This window comes from Paludibacterium flexuosum (assembly GCF_037076605.1).
GTDB lineage: Bacteria > Pseudomonadota > Gammaproteobacteria > Burkholderiales > Chromobacteriaceae > Paludibacterium.
Genome location: NZ_AP029060.1, coordinates 228204 through 243321 on the forward strand (window position 1 = coordinate 228204; position 15118 = coordinate 243321).

At 63.7% G+C, this 15118-nt stretch carries 16 protein-coding genes; 4 read left to right on the forward strand and 12 right to left on the reverse strand.

Features of this window, described 5'->3' with window-relative positions:
- Nucleotides 1–17 precede the first annotated feature (17 nt).
- Together AACH39_RS01005 and AACH39_RS01010 are read right to left on the reverse strand one after the other, a co-directional pair.
- Nucleotides 18–491: an OsmC family protein gene (locus AACH39_RS01005; RefSeq protein ID WP_215776660.1), complete on the reverse strand. Its 474-nt coding sequence runs from the start codon at nt 489–491 to the stop codon at nt 18–20.
- Between the two features lie 18 nt (nt 492–509).
- Nucleotides 510–992, reverse strand: coding sequence for a DinB family protein (locus AACH39_RS01010; protein WP_338620707.1), 483 nt, complete (start codon nt 990–992; stop codon nt 510–512).
- A gap of 78 nt (nt 993–1070) precedes the next feature.
- Between AACH39_RS01010 and AACH39_RS01015 the strand changes: the two genes are divergently transcribed.
- A complete protein-coding gene (locus tag AACH39_RS01015) occupies nt 1071–1988 on the forward strand; it encodes a LysR family transcriptional regulator (RefSeq protein ID WP_215776655.1) in 918 nt (305 codons plus the stop codon).
- A gap of 88 nt (nt 1989–2076) precedes the next feature.
- Here AACH39_RS01015 and AACH39_RS01020 read toward each other — a convergent pair whose 3' ends face one another.
- From AACH39_RS01020 to AACH39_RS01045, 6 genes are all read right to left on the reverse strand, one after another.
- Entirely contained in the window at nt 2077–2991 is a 915-nt protein-coding gene (locus tag AACH39_RS01020) for a pseudouridine synthase (RefSeq protein ID WP_252346056.1), read from the reverse strand.
- A 2-nt stretch (nt 2992–2993) separates the two neighbouring features.
- Nucleotides 2994–3497, reverse strand: a complete 504-nt coding sequence (locus tag AACH39_RS01025; RefSeq protein WP_215776653.1) for a M48 family metallopeptidase — start codon at nt 3495–3497, stop codon at nt 2994–2996.
- Nucleotides 3498–3576: 79 nt separating this feature from the next.
- Nucleotides 3577–4689 carry an enoyl-CoA hydratase/isomerase family protein gene (locus AACH39_RS01030; protein ID WP_215776651.1) on the reverse strand — a complete coding sequence of 371 codons (1113 nt, stop codon included), beginning with the start codon at nt 4687–4689 and terminating at the stop codon, nt 3577–3579.
- Nucleotides 4686–5462 carry an enoyl-CoA hydratase gene (locus AACH39_RS01035; RefSeq protein ID WP_215776649.1) on the reverse strand — a complete coding sequence of 259 codons (777 nt, stop codon included), beginning with the start codon at nt 5460–5462 and terminating at the stop codon, nt 4686–4688. The genes AACH39_RS01030 and AACH39_RS01035 overlap by 4 nt, the downstream gene beginning before the upstream one ends.
- A gap of 9 nt (nt 5463–5471) precedes the next feature.
- Nucleotides 5472–6632, reverse strand: coding sequence for an acyl-CoA dehydrogenase family protein (locus tag AACH39_RS01040; RefSeq protein WP_215776647.1), 1161 nt, complete (start codon nt 6630–6632; stop codon nt 5472–5474).
- A 12-nt stretch (nt 6633–6644) separates the two neighbouring features.
- Nucleotides 6645–7493, reverse strand: a complete 849-nt coding sequence (locus tag AACH39_RS01045; protein ID WP_338620708.1) for a 3-hydroxybutyryl-CoA dehydrogenase — start codon at nt 7491–7493, stop codon at nt 6645–6647.
- A 125-nt stretch (nt 7494–7618) separates the two neighbouring features.
- Between AACH39_RS01045 and AACH39_RS01050 the strand changes: the two genes are divergently transcribed.
- On the forward strand, nt 7619–8791 hold the full coding sequence (locus tag AACH39_RS01050; protein WP_338620709.1) for an acetyl-CoA C-acyltransferase: 1173 nt from the start codon (nt 7619–7621) through the stop codon (nt 8789–8791).
- A gap of 99 nt (nt 8792–8890) precedes the next feature.
- Here AACH39_RS01050 and AACH39_RS01055 read toward each other — a convergent pair whose 3' ends face one another.
- From AACH39_RS01055 to AACH39_RS01065, 3 genes are all read right to left on the reverse strand, one after another.
- Nucleotides 8891–9367, reverse strand: a complete 477-nt coding sequence (locus AACH39_RS01055) for a peptidylprolyl isomerase (RefSeq protein WP_215776644.1) — start codon at nt 9365–9367, stop codon at nt 8891–8893.
- Nucleotides 9368–9450: 83 nt separating this feature from the next.
- A complete protein-coding gene (locus tag AACH39_RS01060; RefSeq protein ID WP_215776643.1) occupies nt 9451–9957 on the reverse strand; it encodes a GNAT family N-acetyltransferase in 507 nt (168 codons plus the stop codon).
- An 8-nt stretch (nt 9958–9965) separates the two neighbouring features.
- Entirely contained in the window at nt 9966–10763 is a 798-nt protein-coding gene (locus tag AACH39_RS01065; protein WP_215776642.1) for an alpha/beta hydrolase, read from the reverse strand.
- A gap of 132 nt (nt 10764–10895) precedes the next feature.
- On the opposite strand from AACH39_RS01065, the gene dsbD reads away from it, so the two are divergent.
- Together dsbD and AACH39_RS01075 are read left to right on the forward strand one after the other, a co-directional pair.
- Entirely contained in the window at nt 10896–12656 is a 1761-nt protein-coding gene (gene dsbD, locus AACH39_RS01070) for a protein-disulfide reductase DsbD (protein WP_338620710.1), read from the forward strand.
- A 29-nt stretch (nt 12657–12685) separates the two neighbouring features.
- Nucleotides 12686–13759 (forward strand): AI-2E family transporter, encoded by a 1074-nt coding sequence (locus AACH39_RS01075; RefSeq protein WP_215776638.1) that lies wholly within the window; start codon nt 12686–12688, stop codon nt 13757–13759.
- Between the two features lie 32 nt (nt 13760–13791).
- Here the strand turns inward: AACH39_RS01075 and AACH39_RS01080 are convergent, their stop codons facing one another.
- Entirely contained in the window at nt 13792–15087 is a 1296-nt protein-coding gene (locus AACH39_RS01080) for a DUF4010 domain-containing protein (RefSeq protein WP_215776636.1), read from the reverse strand.
- Nucleotides 15088–15118 lie beyond the last annotated feature (31 nt).

Sequence of the window (15118 nt, forward strand, 5' to 3'; positions counted from 1 at the left end):
ATTGCACCCATTGGGTCTTACATGCCCGGCAGCACCGGTTCGCAACGGACTTCGCTTTTAACCGAGTTGGCGATGAAGCATGCCTCGTGGGCCAACTGATGCATGGCGACAATCTCCTCTCTGTCCGGGCATTGGGGGCCGGCAAACTGCACCGCCGGGCGCAAAGTTACCCGCGTCATGGCCAGCCTGCCTTCGGCGTTCTTGCCCATGAAGCCCTGCGCCTTGTCCTGATAATGATCCACGCAGTATTGCCGGCCCGCGGCGATATCCAGAAACCACAGCATATGGCAGCTGGACAGGGCCGCGACAAAGGCCTCCTCCGGATCGACCGCGGCGGCATCGGACATGGGCGGCGGTACCACCGCTGGTGAGGACGAGCCGGGCACGATGGTGCCCCCATCAAAACGCAGCCAATGCTGCCGGCTGTAGCGGCGGTCGAGAAACGGCTGCTCGCCGCGCTGCCACAAGACTTCGACGACAAATGACGCCATGGTTTGCCTCTCATTTTCTCAAGTGTGGCGATGCAGAAAGACCGTCAGGCTGTCCTTGGGTGGCTGGATGCCGGCGCGTGCCAGCACATTGCCCACCATGCCACGGTGATAATTGCCATGCGTCAGCAGGTGCATCAGCATTTGATCGCGTTGCATGCTGCCGGCCTGGCCATCGACAAAACGGAAATCCAGCTGTTGTGCCAGGTCGGTGTTATCCAGCGTGTGGAGGTAGTGCTGGAACCAGCGGTCACTGTCTTGCTGGCGGGTAAGCAGCGTCGCCAGTGTCGGTGTGTCCGTGGTATTGAGGGCAGCCCAGCCGTGCGGCAGTCCCTGCAGATTGGCCTGAAAGATCTGCTCGACCACCCAGACATGATTCAGGAGACGCAGGACTGTGGTCTGGTCCTGCGCCGACAGGCTGCTCAGGTGCACCGCCAGCAGGGCGTGAAGCTGTTCATGGGCCCATGCCTTGTATTGAAACAGGGTCTGCAATGTCTGCTGCATCCGATGTCCTCCGTCAAAGCTTCAGCGTATTCCTTATTCGTGAATTTATAATCAGTTCATCTGGAAACTCATTGATGAATGGATTTCATTAATATGATCGGCACACAGACAATCGAACTGCTGGCGGTCGTGCAGCTCGCCGAAACCGGCAGCTTTACGCGCGCCGCCGAGCGCCTGGGACTGACCGCTTCAGCCTTGTCCAAAGCGATAGACCGGCTGGAAAAACGCCTCGGCAGCCGGTTGTTTGCCCGCAGTACCCGGCGAGTGGTGCCCACCGCCGAGGGCGAACGCTTTATCGCGCATGCGCGGCGCATTGTGGATGATCTGGCGGCGGCCGAAGCTGATCTGCGCCTGGGCCGCCGCATACCGCAAGGCACCTTGCGGCTGACCGTGGGGACCGCCTTTGGTAACCATCAACTGCTGCCGGCGCTTCCGCGCTTTCTGGCGATGTATCCTCAGGTCAGTCTGGAGGTCTCGGTCACGGATCATCTGGTGGATATTGCGGCCGACGGATTTGATCTGGGCTTGCGGCTGGGGCCGCTGGGCCCGGTGGATGATCTGGTGGCCCGGCCCATTACCGCGTTGCCGCGCAAAGTGTGTGCCGCGCCGGCCTATCTGCAGCAGGCTGGTGAGCCGCGACATCCGGCAGAGCTGGCACAGCATCAGTGTCTGGTGGTGGCCGATGTGGCACAGGCCGATCAATGGCCGTTCCGGGTCGACGGACAGCAAAGGATGATCGACGTCGGCGCCCGCCTGCGCGTGGATAGTGCCGAGTCCCTGCTGAGTCTGGCCCTGGCTGGCGGCGGCATCATTCGCCAGTCGGCCTTCATGCTCGAGCCAGCCCTGCAGTCAGGGCGGCTGGTCGAAGTGCTGAAGCCCTGGCGTGTCGACGACCCCATGCCACTGACGGCACTGTTTCCGCCCGGCCGGCAACATCAGGCCAAACTGACGGCCATGCTGGATTTCCTGCAGCAAAATTTTGGCGGTCAAGGGTAGCGAAAGACGGAGAAAGACGGGGTCAGGTCTTGTTTTTTGCATCGAGACGCAAAAAACAAGACCTGACCCCGTCTTTCTGGATGGGTGTTTAATCCTCGCCCGGCCAGTCGAGCGTGCGTTGGCTATAGAAGCTGCGTGCCTGACCGTCGATCGGGTCGGTGAAGTGAATGGCGCGTGCCAGCAGGCACAGCGGTGCGCTGAAGTCATCGGCGGCCTTGTCGGGTAATAAGTCCGGGTACCAAGGATCACCGCAGATGCCGATGCCCAGTGCGGCCAGGTGGGCGCGCAGCTGGTGTTTCTTGCCGCTGCGCGGTTGCAGGTGGTAGCGCGCCAGCATCCCGCGCCGCTCGATCAGCGCAATATGGGTTTCGCTGTTGGCTTCGCCCGCTACTTCGATCATGCGAAAGTGGCCCTCGGCCTCCTGCAGGCGACTGCGGTAGACCATGGGCAAGGTCAGTTCCGGCCGCCAGGCACCGATGGCCTCGTATTCTTTTTGCACCTGGTGTTGCTGGAACAGGGTCTGGTAGGCGCCGCGCTCTTGTGGGCGACAGCAGAACAGCATGACGCCGGCCGTTTCCCGGTCCAGCCGGTGGATCGGCGTCAGCGCCGGCAGGGCCAGTTCACGTCGCAGGCGGCCGAGCAGGGTCTCGTGCACATGGCGGCCTCCGGGAATGCTGGCGAGAAAATGCGGTTTGTCGGCGACGATCAGATGCTCGTCACGGTAGAGAACGGGGGCATTGAACGGGATCGGGGTTTCGGCAGCCACTTCGCGGTAGTACCAGATCAGCTGGCGTGCCGGATAGGGGCTGTCGGGCTGGAAGGGCCGTCCCTGGGCATCGAAGATCCGTCCCTCTGTCAGGCGTTGTTGCCAGCTAGCCTGATCCACATGGGCAAAGCGCTCGCAGAGAAAGGCCAGCAGGGTCGGCCAGCTGCCAGGGGGCAAGTGCAGTCTGCTGGGTGTCAGGCCCTGGCGTGCAGGGAGGGGGGCGGACGGCTTGGACATGGTCAGGCTGATTCCGGCTGGGCATCGCGCCAGGTCAGCCAGACTCGCATATCGAACTCGAGCTGGTGGTAGTCCGGCTCCATATGGCAGCACAGTTGATAGAACGCCTTGTTGTGGTCTTTTTCCTTCAGGTGTGCCAGCTCGTGCACCACCAGCATGCGCAGAAAGTCTTCCGGTGCCTCGCGCATCAGCGAGGCAATGCGGATTTCGTTCTTGCTCTTGAGCTTGTTGCCCTGTACCCGCGCCACGAAGGTATTCGTCCCCAGCGTGCCCTTGACCGGATGCTGCTGGCCGTCGAACTGCACCTTGGCCAGGGCAGGCGCGTTCTTCAGGTAGCGCTGTTTCAGATCGCTGACGTACTGGTACAGCGCCTTGTCGGTCTGGATGGTGTGGCGGACCGGGTAGCGCCGTGCGAGCCAGTCACCGAGTTTGTTGGTTTGCAGCAGGGTCAGTACCTGTTCCTGCAAGGTGGCGGGATAGCCATGGAGGTAGTGAAGCGAGGTCATGGCGCCATGGTAGCGGTTTTTGCCAGATTTGCCTTGCGTTGCAACAAGCCCCGGCGAGCCGGGGCTTGTTGTCTGCGGCTCAGTGCCCCAACTGGCGCAGCGGGTGGGCGTTGTCCGGCCAGGGGCTGTCGAAGTGGCTGTCAATCCAGTCGTGGCTGAGCTGGCTCCAGCTGTGTGACCATCTGGGCTGCCGGTCCTTGTCCACCAGCAGGGCGCGAACGCCTTCGACGAATTCGCTGCGCGCGCAGACATTGACCGACAGCGTCAGTTCCATGCGTAACACATCGGCCAGCGACTGGTGGGCGGTACGCCGTTCAATCTCCCACGACAATGCCGCACTGGTCGGGCAGCCATGCAGGAAGCCTTCGCGCGCTTTGGCCAGCCAGGGATCGTCGAAGCTGGCGCATTCCAGGCTTTGCCGCACATCCTGCAGGGTGCCCTGGTTCATCAGGCGGCGGATGGTGTCGAAGTGGCGTTGCACCGGGCTGTCGAGTGCCGGATGGTCCTCCATGGCGCCCAGCAGTTGGCTGACATAGGCCTTGTGGTCGCGCGGATCGGCCGGCCAGGGTGCGCTGACCAGGCGGTCGAGCATGCTGTCGAAGGCGCCGGCTGCCAGGATGTGGTCACCCAGGTTGAGCCACAACGCATCGGCCGCATTGACCGGGGCGCCGGTCAGTGCCAGGAACAGGCCGACCCTGGCCGGCATGCGTGACAGAAACCAGCTGCCACCGACATCCGGGTACAGGCCGATGGTGATTTCCGGCATGGCGATGCGGCTGGTGGCGGTCAACACGCGGTGGCTGGCACCGGCCAGCAGGCCCAGGCCGCCGCCCATGACGATACCGCTGCCCCAGACGATCAGGGGTTTCGGGTAGCAATGGATGCGGTAGTCGAGGGTGTACTCCTCGCTGAAGAAGCTTTCTGCGTCCGGGTGCGGGGCGTTGCCCGGGCGGTCGATCAACGCCTGGCGCAGGGCGCGCACATCGCCGCCGGCGCAGAAGGCTTTGTCGCCGGCGCCGCGCAGCACGACGCCGACCACGGCGGCATCGTGCTGCCAGGCGATCAGTTGGCGATCAAGTGCGCGGATCATGGGCAGCGTCAGGGCATTGAGGCTCTTTTCGCTGTTGAGGGTGGCGATGCCGAGCTGTTGGCCCGCGCCGCAAGGCAGGGTGCTGAATTCAACCGGGTTCATGCGTTTTTCCATTGCGGGCTGCGCTTTTCCAGAAAGGCGTTGACCCCTTCGTGCTGGTCCTGGCTGTCGAACAGGCGCACAAAGGCTTCGCGTTCGCGGATCAGGTTGCTGGCCATCGGCTGATGGCGGCCAGCCTGGATCAGGGTCTTGCAGGCAGCCAGCGAGCCGGGGGACTGGCGCGCAGCCTGTTCGGCCAGCTTCAGGGCGCTGTTCAGCGCTTCGCCACGCGGCACCATCTGTTCGATCAGGCCGATGCGCAGGGCGGTCGGCGCATCAACGCGCTCACCGCACAAAATCATGCGTTTGGCCCAGCCTTCGCCAACCAGCCAGGGCAGGTTCTGCGTGCCGCCGGCACAGGGCAGCAGGCCGACCGAGGCTTCCGGCAGTGCCAGTTGCACCTGTTCTTCGGCAATGCGCAGGTCGCAGGCCAGCGCACACTCCAGCCCGCCGCCCATGGCATAGCCGTTGATGGCGGCAATGCTCAGGCCGCGGAAGGCGCTCAGTGTCTCGAAGGCTTCGGCGAACAGGATGGTCAGCGTCTGTGCCACGGCCTTGTCGCTGTCGGCAAATTGCTTGAGGTCGGCTCCGGCCGAGAAGAATTTTTCGCCCTGGCCAGTGATCACCAGGGCGTAAATGTCGCGTTCGGCATTGAGCTGCAGCACGCATTGTTTCAGCGCAGCCAGATTGTCGCGGGTGAAGGTGTTGGCCGGCGGGTTGGCCAGTGTCAGCAGGGCAGTATGGCCCAGGCGTTCCAGTTGAATGGTGTCAGTCACGCATCTCTCCTAGCGCAGGGTGTCGAGCGCGCCGGCGCTCAGCAGTTTACGGGCGATGATCAGTCGCATGATTTCGTTGGTGCCTTCCAGAATCTGGTGGACCCGGGCGTCGCGCACATGGCGTTCGAGCGGGAAGTCTTTCAGATAGCCGTATCCGCCGAACAATTGCAGCGCTTCATTGGCCACCTTGAAACCGGCGTCGGTGGCAAACCGTTTGGCCATGGCGCAATAGGTGCCGGCCTCCGGGCTGCCACTGTCAAGCTGCCAGGCGGCCAGACGCACCATCTGTCGGGCGGCCACCAGCTCGGTCAGCATGTCGGCCAGGCGGAATTGCACGCTCTGCATCTCGGCCAGATGCTGCCCGAACTGCCGTCGCTGCTGCACATAGGTCCCGGCGGCATTCAGGGCTGCCTGGGCGCAGCCAAGGGCGCAGGCGGCAATGTTGATGCGCCCGCCATCCAGACCGCGCATGGCCAGTTTGAAACCCTGACCTTCTTCGCCCAGCAGGTTGTCGGCCGGAATCTCCACCTGGTCGAAGGTCACGGCGCGGGTCGGCTGGTTGCACCAACCCATTTTACGTTCTTTTTTGCCATATCCAATGCCGGGTGCATCAGCGGGGACAACAAAGGCGGAGATCCCGCCTGCGCCAGGGCCGCCAGTACGGGCCATGACCACCAGCACATCGGTGCTGCCGGCGCCGGAAATGAACATTTTCGAGCCGCTCAGGCGGTAGCCGCCGGCCGTGCGCTCGGCGCGCGTTTGCAGTGAGGCGGCATCCGAGCCGGCATTCGGCTCGGTCAGACAGTAGCTGCCCAGTTTGTCGCCGGCCACCATTTGCGGCACCCAGTGTCCGGCAACCTCCGGTCGGGCGAAGCGGGCGATCATCCAGCCGACCATATTGTGGATGGTCAGGTAGGCGGCGGTAGCGGTGCAGCCGGCGGCCAGTTCTTCAAAGATCAGGGCGGCATCCTGCCGTCCCAGACCGAGGCCACCGAACGTTTCCGGGATGTACAGACCGCAGAAACCGAGGTCGGCCGCCTGGCGGATGGCGTCCAGCGGGAAGTGCTCCTGTTCGTCCCATTCGGCGGCATGCGGCGCCAGCGCGTCCTGGGCAAAGCGGCGGGCGGCGTCCTGAAAGGCGCGCTGGTCATCGGTGAGGGCAAAGTCCATGTCTGTCTCCGCTCAATAGGTGTAAAAGCCCTGACCGCTCTTTTTGCCCAGCTGGCCGGCGGCGACTTTTTGTGCCAGCAGGGGGCAGGCGCGGTATTTGCTGTCACGGAATTCCTGATAAAGCACATCCATGATCGACAGACAGGTGTCCAGACCAATCAGATCCGCCAGCGCCAGCGGGCCGAGGGGGTGATTCATGCCCAGTCTCATCACCGTGTCGATGTCCTCGGCGCTGGCGATGCCTTCGTACAGAGCAAAGGCTGCTTCGTTGATCATTGGCATCAGGATGCGGTTGGAAATGAAGCCCGGAGCATCCTGCACGGTGACCGGGGTTTTCTGGCACTGGCGAGCCAGGTCCATGACGGTCTGCCAGGTGGTGTCACTGGTACGCAGGCCACGGATCACTTCGACCAGCGGCATCAGCGGCACCGGGTTCATGAAGTGCATGCCGATCACCTGCGCCGGGCGGCGGGTCCAGGCGGCGATGCGGGTCAGCGGGATAGACGAGGTGTTCGATGCCAGTAGCGTTTCCGGCGGACTGAGCCGGTCCAGCTCTTCAAAGATCTGTTGCTTGATGGCCTGGTTTTCGCTGGCGGCTTCAATGATGATCTGGCGCTCGTGCAGTTCGCTCAGGCTGTTGGCCGGGTGCAGACGCGCCAGGGTGGCGGCTTTGTCTTCGGCGCTGATCTGACCTTTCTGGCAGAAGCGGTCCAGGCTGGCGGCTATTTTTCCCAGCGCTGCATCGACGGCACTGGCCGAGACATCGACCAGGGTGACATGACAGCCGCTGGCGGCCAGAACCTGGGCAATGCCATGGCCCATGGTGCCGGCACCGATGACGGCGGCGCGTTCGATCTTCATTGGCAGATCCCTTTTTGTGGCTTGTTCTTATGACAAATGGTGTTTTTACCATAGCGTAACGTTTACGTTAACGTCAATTGTGATCTATCATGGACTGACCCTGATTTTCCTTCCTGTGGAGAGCAATGATGCAACAGCAAGACATCGTGATTGTTGGTATGGCGCGTACCCCGATGGGGGGGCTGCAGGGCGATCTGGCGCACCTGAGCGCCGGTGAACTGGGAGCGGCGGCGATTCGCGCTGCGGTGGTGCGCGCCGGTGTGGCGGCCGATCAGGTCGAAGAAGTCATCATGGGCAATGTGCTGGGGGCGGGGCAGGGCCAGGCACCGGCACGTCAGGCCGCACTCAAGGGCGGACTGCCCGAATCGACGGCCTGTCTGACGATCAACAAGATGTGTGGTTCGGGTATGAAGGCGGTGATGCTGGCGCATGACCAACTGAAGGCCGGGTCGGCGGCGGTGATGGTGGCGGGCGGAATGGAAAGCATGAGCCGCGCCCCGTATATCATCCCCAAGGCACGTACCGGTTTGCGGCTGGGCCATGGCGAGCTGAAGGATCATATGTTCCTCGACGGGCTGGAGGATGCCTATGACAAGGGCCAGCTGATGGGGGTGTTTGCCGAGCAGTGCGCTGAGCATTACGGTTTCACCCGGGCCGCGCAGGATGCCTATGCGCTGGAGTCGCTGGCGCGCGCGCAGCAGGCGATCGAGAGCGGGGCCTTCTCGGACGAGATCGTGGCGCTGGAAGGCGAGCGTGCGGTCAGCCAGGACGAGCAGCCGCTCAAGGCCCGTCCGGACAAGATTCCGCAGCTCAAGCCGGCGTTCAGGAAGGATGGCACGGTGACAGCGGCCAATGCCAGTTCGATTTCCGACGGCGCGGCGGCGCTGGTGCTGATGACAGCCGCCGAGGCGGCGCGTCGTGGCCTGACGCCGCTGGCACGCATTGTTGGCCATGCCACCCATGCGCAGGCCCCGGCCTGGTTCACCACCGCCCCGGTGGGGGCGATGAAGAAGCTGCTGGCGCAGACCGGCTGGTCGGTGAGCGAGGTGGATCTGTTCGAGGTCAACGAGGCGTTTGCCGTGGTGGCGATGGCGGCGATGCGCGAACTGGATCTGCCACATGCCCGTCTGAATGTTCGCGGCGGGGCCTGCGCACTCGGGCATCCGATCGGTGCGTCCGGTGCACGCATTCTGGTGACGCTGATTTCGGCCCTGCGTCAGACCGGTGGTCGTCGCGGGGTGGCCAGTCTGTGTATCGGCGGTGGCGAAGCGACCGCCATGGCGATTGAGCTGATGTAAGCAGGTACGTCCGCGGCACCTGTTTGGTTTGGCAGAAGGCCCTCCCCGTCGGGGAGGGCCTTCTGTTGTCCGCAGCTGCCAATCGCGTGCAGACAATGCTTAGTGCTGATGGCCGTGCTCGCCATGGACATGCTGATGGGCAATTTCTTCCTGGCTGGCCTCGCGCACGTCCAGTACTTTGATCTGGAAGCGCAGAGTCTTGCCGCACAGCGGGTGGTTGCCATCCAGCAGGACCACCGGGCCCTTGATCTTGGTGACGAAGTAGTAGCGGGGCTCGCCATCCGGGCCGAGGCGGCGGATCTGGCCGCCAACCTTGATGCCGGGCGGGAAGTCGGCTTTGGGCATGCTGGTGACCAGCGCCTCGTCACGTTCGCCAAAGGTGTCTTCGCTGACGAGTTCCAGTGTGGTCTGAAAGCCCGCTTCCTGACCTTCCAGCGCGGCCTCCAGTTTGGGGAAGAGGTTGTCGTAACCCCCATGCAGGTAGGACACCGGCGACTTGCCATCGTCGTAAACATGTCCCTGGCTGTCGGTGACTTTCATCCGCAAGGTGACGGCGCTGTTCGAGGTAATTTTCATGATTGCTGAGGGCTGATGAACAAAGCGGGAAGGTTGGCAGTTCCGCCTGGGGGTGTCAACAACCTCCCCGGCGGGCGCCATGGCTACAGTGCCAGCCCCATCAGGATCTCATCCTGAGGCTGGCCATGGACAACCATGGCCTCCGGTTCGACGCCATAGGGCACAAATCCCAGCGAACGGTACAGACGGATGGCCGGAACATTGGTGCCGTGGACGCTCAGCAAAAGACGGCTGACGCCGGGCTGTTGCCTGGCATGGGCAATGGCGGCCTGCATCAGCTTTCTTCCCGTACCGCTGCCGCGCGCGCTTTCGGCGACATACATGCTGACGATGGTCAGTTTGTGCTGTTGTTTGCGCCGTGCGTGCTGCAGCAGACCGACCATGCCGACCAGCTGTCCGTCGCAGAAGGCGCCGATCATGCCGACGCAGGGCGGCTCGGTCAGCCGCTGGGCAAATTGCGCTACGGAGAGGGATGCTTCTTCATCCGGGTAGGGGACGAAGGATAGTGGGTCGGTGTGCAGGCTGTGCAGCCGCAGCGCACGAAAGGCTTCGGCATCGTTGGCTTGCAACAGGCGGAGTGTGATGTCCATGGGGGGCCTCAGTCGGCCTGCCGCATGGCGGCAAAGGCCTGGATGATGCGCTCGGCAGTGGCCAGTGGCTGTTCCAGCGGGAACAGGTGGCTGCCGGGCTGATGATCGGTTTGCAGCCCCAGACGCTGGCGCACATAGTGCAGGTCGTGCGCGTTGAGCACCGGTTTGTCGCCGGCGGCCAGGTAGAGCCCCGGTACCCGGTTGCGATCACGGTAGCGGTGCATATTGTGTGGCAGGGTGCAGTAGATCTGATGCTCGATGGCCGGCCGGAACTTGAGCTGGCGGCCACCATGCCCGTCGTCGATCGTGCCATGACGGGCATAGTCCCACAGACAGTCCGGATCAAAACGGCTGAACATCGGCTTGCGGCCGAAATAATCGTGCACCATCTCGACCGAAGCCCAGCTGTCGCGTCGCTTCAGGGTGTTGCCGCCCGGGGTGACGCGGTCGATGAAGCCCAGCTTCTTGGCCAGCCAGATGCTCCAGGCGCGGCGTGGCGCGAACAGGGGGGAGTCCAGAATGACCAGTCCTTTGAACAGGTCGGGGCGCTCGATGGCGGCGTACAGCACCAGGATGCCGCCGAGGGAGTGCCCGACTGCCCATACGGGGCCCTGGCCGCCTTGTTCGATGGCGGCGATGGTTTCATCTACCAGCTGTGGCCAGCAGTCACGGATGGCATAGGCCGGGTTGTGACCGATGCAGTCGGTGTAGGACACGGTGTAGTGCTGGCCCAGCGCCGTCAGCATTTTTTGATAAACACTGGCGGGGAAGCTGTTTGCATGGGCAAAATACAGGTGTTCTGTCATGGTCTATGCAAATTGGAACAAACGTTTGTCATAGTAGCGGAATTTTTTACTGATTGGTAAGCATCGGAAGGCTCGGGGAACTGGCCGGTTGTGTATCAGTCCATTCTGGTCGACCCGATAATAAGGCCCTGCATGAAACAGCGTTTTTTCCTCTTTTTTATCTTGCTGGCATCGCTTGCCATGTTGATTCGTCCCGCCCAGGCGCTGGAGCAGGGCGATTTGCTGCGCCCGGAAAAGGCCTTTGTCACTTCGGTGCAGAGAACCGGCGATGAACTGATGCTGACGCTGGACGTGGCAGAGGGTTATTACGTCTACCGTGATCGTATGCAATTGACCACCACCCCGCCGGACCTGCTGCAGGCGGTGCGTTTCCCTGCCGGTGAGGTGAAAAACGATCCCTATTTCGGCCGTCAGGTGATCTTCGAGCGCCAGAATCGCATCGTGGTGCCATTGCGACCCGGTGCGCCGGCGCAGTTCACCCTGTCGGTACGCCTGCAAGGCTGCGCCAAGGTGGGGGTTTGCTATCCGCCATATACCCGCAAGCTGCAGGTCGGCGGGACCGATGCTTCGGCCGGTGCCTGGCTGACCGGCTGGCAGACCCCGTCCCCGGCCGGCAGTCAGCCGGCCCCCCGGGGGCTGCCGCTGACGCTGCTGGCTTTCTTTGCCGCCGGGGTCGGCATGGCCTTCACCGCCTGCATGTACCCGCTGCTGCCCATCCTGGCCTCACTGATTGCCGGGCAGGGGGGCACGCTGACGCGCCGGCGCGGATTTGCCCTGTCGCTGGCTTATGTGCAGGGACTGGCGCTGACCTATACCGCCGTCGGCGTGGTGGCCGGGCTGACCGGCTCGCTGTTGACCGTCTGGCTGCAGCAGCCGGCGGTGATCCTGTCGGCCTGCGCCCTGATGGTGTTGCTGGCCCTGTCGATGTTCGGGCTGTTCAACATCCAGTTGCCCAATGCCTTGCAGTCGCAGCTGGCCGCGTGTGCCAATCGCCTGCCGGGCGGGCGTCTGCTGACGGTGTTGCTGATGGGGGCTTTGTCGGCGCTGATTGTCGGGCCCTGCGTGGCCCCGCCGCTGGCGCTGGCGCTGGGCTATATCGGCAGCACCGGTGATGCCTGGCTGGGCGGGCTGGCTTTGTATCTGATGGCGCTGGGCATGGGGGTGCCCCTGATGCTGGTCGGGACCTTCGGCGCACACCTGCTGCCGCGTGCCGGCCGCTGGATGAACGGGGTACGGGCGGTGTTCGGCGTGGTGATGCTGGCGGTGGCCCTGCAACTGGCGACGCCCTTTCTGCCCGGCTGGCTGGTGCTGACGGCCTGGGGGGTGTTGTGCATCGGCTCGGCGGTGTTTCTGCGGGCATTTGATGCGCTGCCGGTCAATGCTCACTCCCTGACCCGCCTGGGCAAGGCGCTGGGACTGGTCCTGTTTCTGATCGGGGCAGCCGAACTGGTTGGTGCGCTGGCGGGCGAGTCAAATCCGCGGGCGCCGCTGGCCTGGCTGGGGGGGCGTGCGGCGGCGGCCGCGCCGGGCAGCCTGCCGCATTTTGCGCCGGTGGCCGATGTCACCGGCTTTGATGCTGCCTTGCAGGCAGCGGCCGGGCGGCCGGTGGTGCTCGATTTCTATGCCGACTGGTGTGTCAGCTGCAAGGAGATGGACGACACCACCTGGCGCGCAGCATCGCTGGTCGGGCCGCTCTCGGGCATGACCCTGCTGCGTGCCGACGTGACGCAGAACAGTGAAGCGCATGCCGCGCTGCTGCGCCGTTTCGGCCTGTACGGCCCGCCGGGCATTATTCTGCTGGATGCCCGCGGACAGGAACGTGATCGTATCATTGGTTATATCGATGCAGCGGCGCTGGCCAAAAGGCTGGCGGCGTTGCAGTCCGCACAGTGAGTCGGGCGCCAGTGGCGCCGGGAGAAGGAATGTTTGCCAAGAGTCTGTCGAATGTCAGCGTGATGGGTGTCATGCGCATCGCCGTGGTGCTGTTGCTGGTGGTGGCCTGTTATCGCATCATCCAGCCGTTTCTCGGTGCGCTGATCTGGGCGGTGATCATTGCCGTGTCAGTCTGGCCGGCCTACAACTGGCTGGTCTACAAACTGCATAATCGTCGCCGGCTGGCGGCGCTGGTGATGATCGGGGCGATCGCCCTGGCGATTGCCGCACCGATTGCCCTGATGATTCTGTCTCTGGGGGATCTGTGGCCGTTCCTGAGCCAGATTGCGCGCGGGCTGGGCAACTACCACCTGCCCGATGCGCCGGCCTGGCTGCTCAACCTGCCGTTTGTCGGTGACCCGCTCGGCCAGATCTGGCGCGGGGCACAGAACGATCTGCCGGCGATGCTGGGCAAGCTGATGCCGGCCATCAATCGCGGCGCACTGTGGTCCCTGTCCTATGGCGCGCAGCTGGTGCTGAGCCTGCTGGAGATCGTGCTGGCGCTGGTGGTGGCCGGTTTGCTGCTGATCAATGGCGAGCATGCCTGGCGTGTTGCCGAGGCCACCATCATCAAACTGGGTGGTGCGCCGGCCATCGAATTGCCCGAGGTGGTCTCGCGTACGATTCGCGGCGTGACCACCGGGGTGATCGGTACCGCACTGGTGCAGACCCTGCTGTGTGTGATCGGTCTGGTGATTGCCGGCGTGCCGGCGCCGGTGGTGCTGGGTTTCCTGTGTTTCATGCTGGCGGTGGCGCAGTTGCCGACGCTGCTGGTATGGCTGCCGGCGGCGCTGTGGGTGTTCTACACCGGGCACAATGGCCTGGCGATTTTCCTGACGCTGTGGGGGTTCCTGCTGGTCAATACCATCGATAACTTCATCAAGCCGGTGCTGATCAGTCAGGGGGCCAAATTGCCGCTGTCGCTGATTTTCATCGGCGTCATCGGCGGCCTGCTGGCCTGGGGCATGATCGGCCTGTTCATCGGCCCGACCTTGCTCGCCGTCTGCTACACCCTGTTTGTCCACTGGTTGCGCGGCGACGGGTCGCTGCCGCCGGGCGCCTGAGCCACCAGAAGGCGCCCGGGCGCTGTCTGGCTTTACAGCCAGCCCAGTTGCAGCGCCAGGGTGCCCAGCATCAACCCGCCGAGGATGGCGAGGAAAGTGGGCAGGCAGCGCAGGGCCAGCTCACGTCCGCCCATGCTGAAGATCAACCCCATCTTGAACAGTGCGTTGGCACCGACCGCCAGGGCAATGGCCGTCGCGCAGGACACGGCTTCAAAGCGTTGCTGGGCAAACAGGTTCAGCACGGTCAGTACGATGGCGTCGACTTCGTTGGCGCCGGAGATCACCGCGACGGTATAGACCCCCGAGCGTCCGAATTCGGCATTCAGCCAGGCCGAGACCAGCAGGATCAGTGCGAAAGCGGCGGCAAAGCCCAGTGCCATCTTGAGGTCGGCCGGGTTGCTCAGCGCCAGCTGTTGCTGGTCTTCCTGTCGTTGTTGCCGGTGGTGGCGCAATAACGCTATGGCCAGCCCGAGCAACATGCCGGGGGCCATGACCGTGGCGACAAAGGGCAGGGCGGCCGGTGCCAGTGCGGCGGCAAACAGCATCATGCGCAAGTTCAGTACCAGATTGGCCAGCTGGATGATGGTACTGGCGCGCACCAGGCTGGCGGGCTCGCGCTTGACCTGGCGGGCATAGATCAGACTGGTGACGGTGGAGGACACCAGGCCGCCGAGCAGTCCCAGCAGTGGTGCGCCCACCCGGTTGCCAAACAGGCGTACCGACAGATAGCCGACCTGACCCAGACCGACGATCAATACCACCATCAGCCAGACCTGATGCGGGTTGAAGGCCTCGAAGGGCCCAATGGCCCGGTTGGGCAGCAGCGGCAGGATAATGAAGCTCAGTGCACCGAACTGCAGCAGGGAGTAAATGTCGCGCCGGTCGAGCTTGCGGGTCAGCCCGACCAGCTCCGGCTTGAGGTAGAGCAGGGCCGTGACCAGGATGGCCCCGGCCACGGCCAGCGGCGCGTAGCCGTAATAAACCAGTACGCCCAGGCAGTAGACCACCACAAAGGCTGCAATGGTCGTGGTGTGCGGGTCGCTGTTTTCGTCGACGCCATGTACGCCGGGCAGAAAACCGAAGGCCGTCAGTACCAGCAGGCCCGCCAGCGGGAACAGTGGTTCGCCGCTGTGCTGGCCGATCATGGCGCACAGGGTGCCGAACATGGCGCCCAGCGGAAACGTGCGAATCCCGGCCAGGACATGGCGTTTGCGCTCGCGTTCGATGCCGACCAGCAGGCCGATGCCCAGGCTGGTCAGCAAGGCGGGCAGCGCTTCCAGCGGGGTGCCGGTCAGCTGCAGCCAGTCTGCAGGGTGAAAGCCGTTCATGTGAGCCCCTTCCGGCAAGCAAAAAGCCGGC

Bases quoted from the DNA above. Each gene is read 5' to 3' on its own strand.
- AACH39_RS01045 (WP_338620708.1), bottom strand. From the start codon at position 7,493: ATGAAGATCGAACGCGCCGCCGTCATCGGTGCCGGCACCATGGGCCAT.
- AACH39_RS01010 (WP_338620707.1), bottom strand. From the start codon at position 992: ATGCAGCAGACATTGCAGACCCTGTTTCAATACAAGGCATGGGCCCAT.
- AACH39_RS01050 (WP_338620709.1), top strand. From the start codon at position 7,619: ATGATGCAACAGCAAGACATCGTGATTGTTGGTATGGCGCGTACCCCG.
- AACH39_RS01030 (WP_215776651.1), bottom strand. From the start codon at position 4,689: ATGAACCCGGTTGAATTCAGCACCCTGCCTTGCGGCGCGGGCCAACAG.
- AACH39_RS01055 (WP_215776644.1), bottom strand. From the start codon at position 9,367: ATGAAAATTACCTCGAACAGCGCCGTCACCTTGCGGATGAAAGTCACC.
- AACH39_RS01075 (WP_215776638.1), top strand. From the start codon at position 12,686: ATGTTTGCCAAGAGTCTGTCGAATGTCAGCGTGATGGGTGTCATGCGC.
- AACH39_RS01060 (WP_215776643.1), bottom strand. From the start codon at position 9,957: ATGGACATCACACTCCGCCTGTTGCAAGCCAACGATGCCGAAGCCTTT.
- AACH39_RS01080 (WP_215776636.1), bottom strand. From the start codon at position 15,087: ATGAACGGCTTTCACCCTGCAGACTGGCTGCAGCTGACCGGCACCCCG.
- AACH39_RS01015 (WP_215776655.1), top strand. From the start codon at position 1,071: ATGGATTTCATTAATATGATCGGCACACAGACAATCGAACTGCTGGCG.
- AACH39_RS01020 (WP_252346056.1), bottom strand. From the start codon at position 2,991: ATGTCCAAGCCGTCCGCCCCCCTCCCTGCACGCCAGGGCCTGACACCC.
- AACH39_RS01065 (WP_215776642.1), bottom strand. From the start codon at position 10,763: ATGACAGAACACCTGTATTTTGCCCATGCAAACAGCTTCCCCGCCAGT.
- AACH39_RS01005 (WP_215776660.1), bottom strand. From the start codon at position 491: ATGGCGTCATTTGTCGTCGAAGTCTTGTGGCAGCGCGGCGAGCAGCCG.
- AACH39_RS01040 (WP_215776647.1), bottom strand. From the start codon at position 6,632: ATGGACTTTGCCCTCACCGATGACCAGCGCGCCTTTCAGGACGCCGCC.
- dsbD (WP_338620710.1), top strand. From the start codon at position 10,896: ATGAAACAGCGTTTTTTCCTCTTTTTTATCTTGCTGGCATCGCTTGCC.
- AACH39_RS01025 (WP_215776653.1), bottom strand. From the start codon at position 3,497: ATGACCTCGCTTCACTACCTCCATGGCTATCCCGCCACCTTGCAGGAA.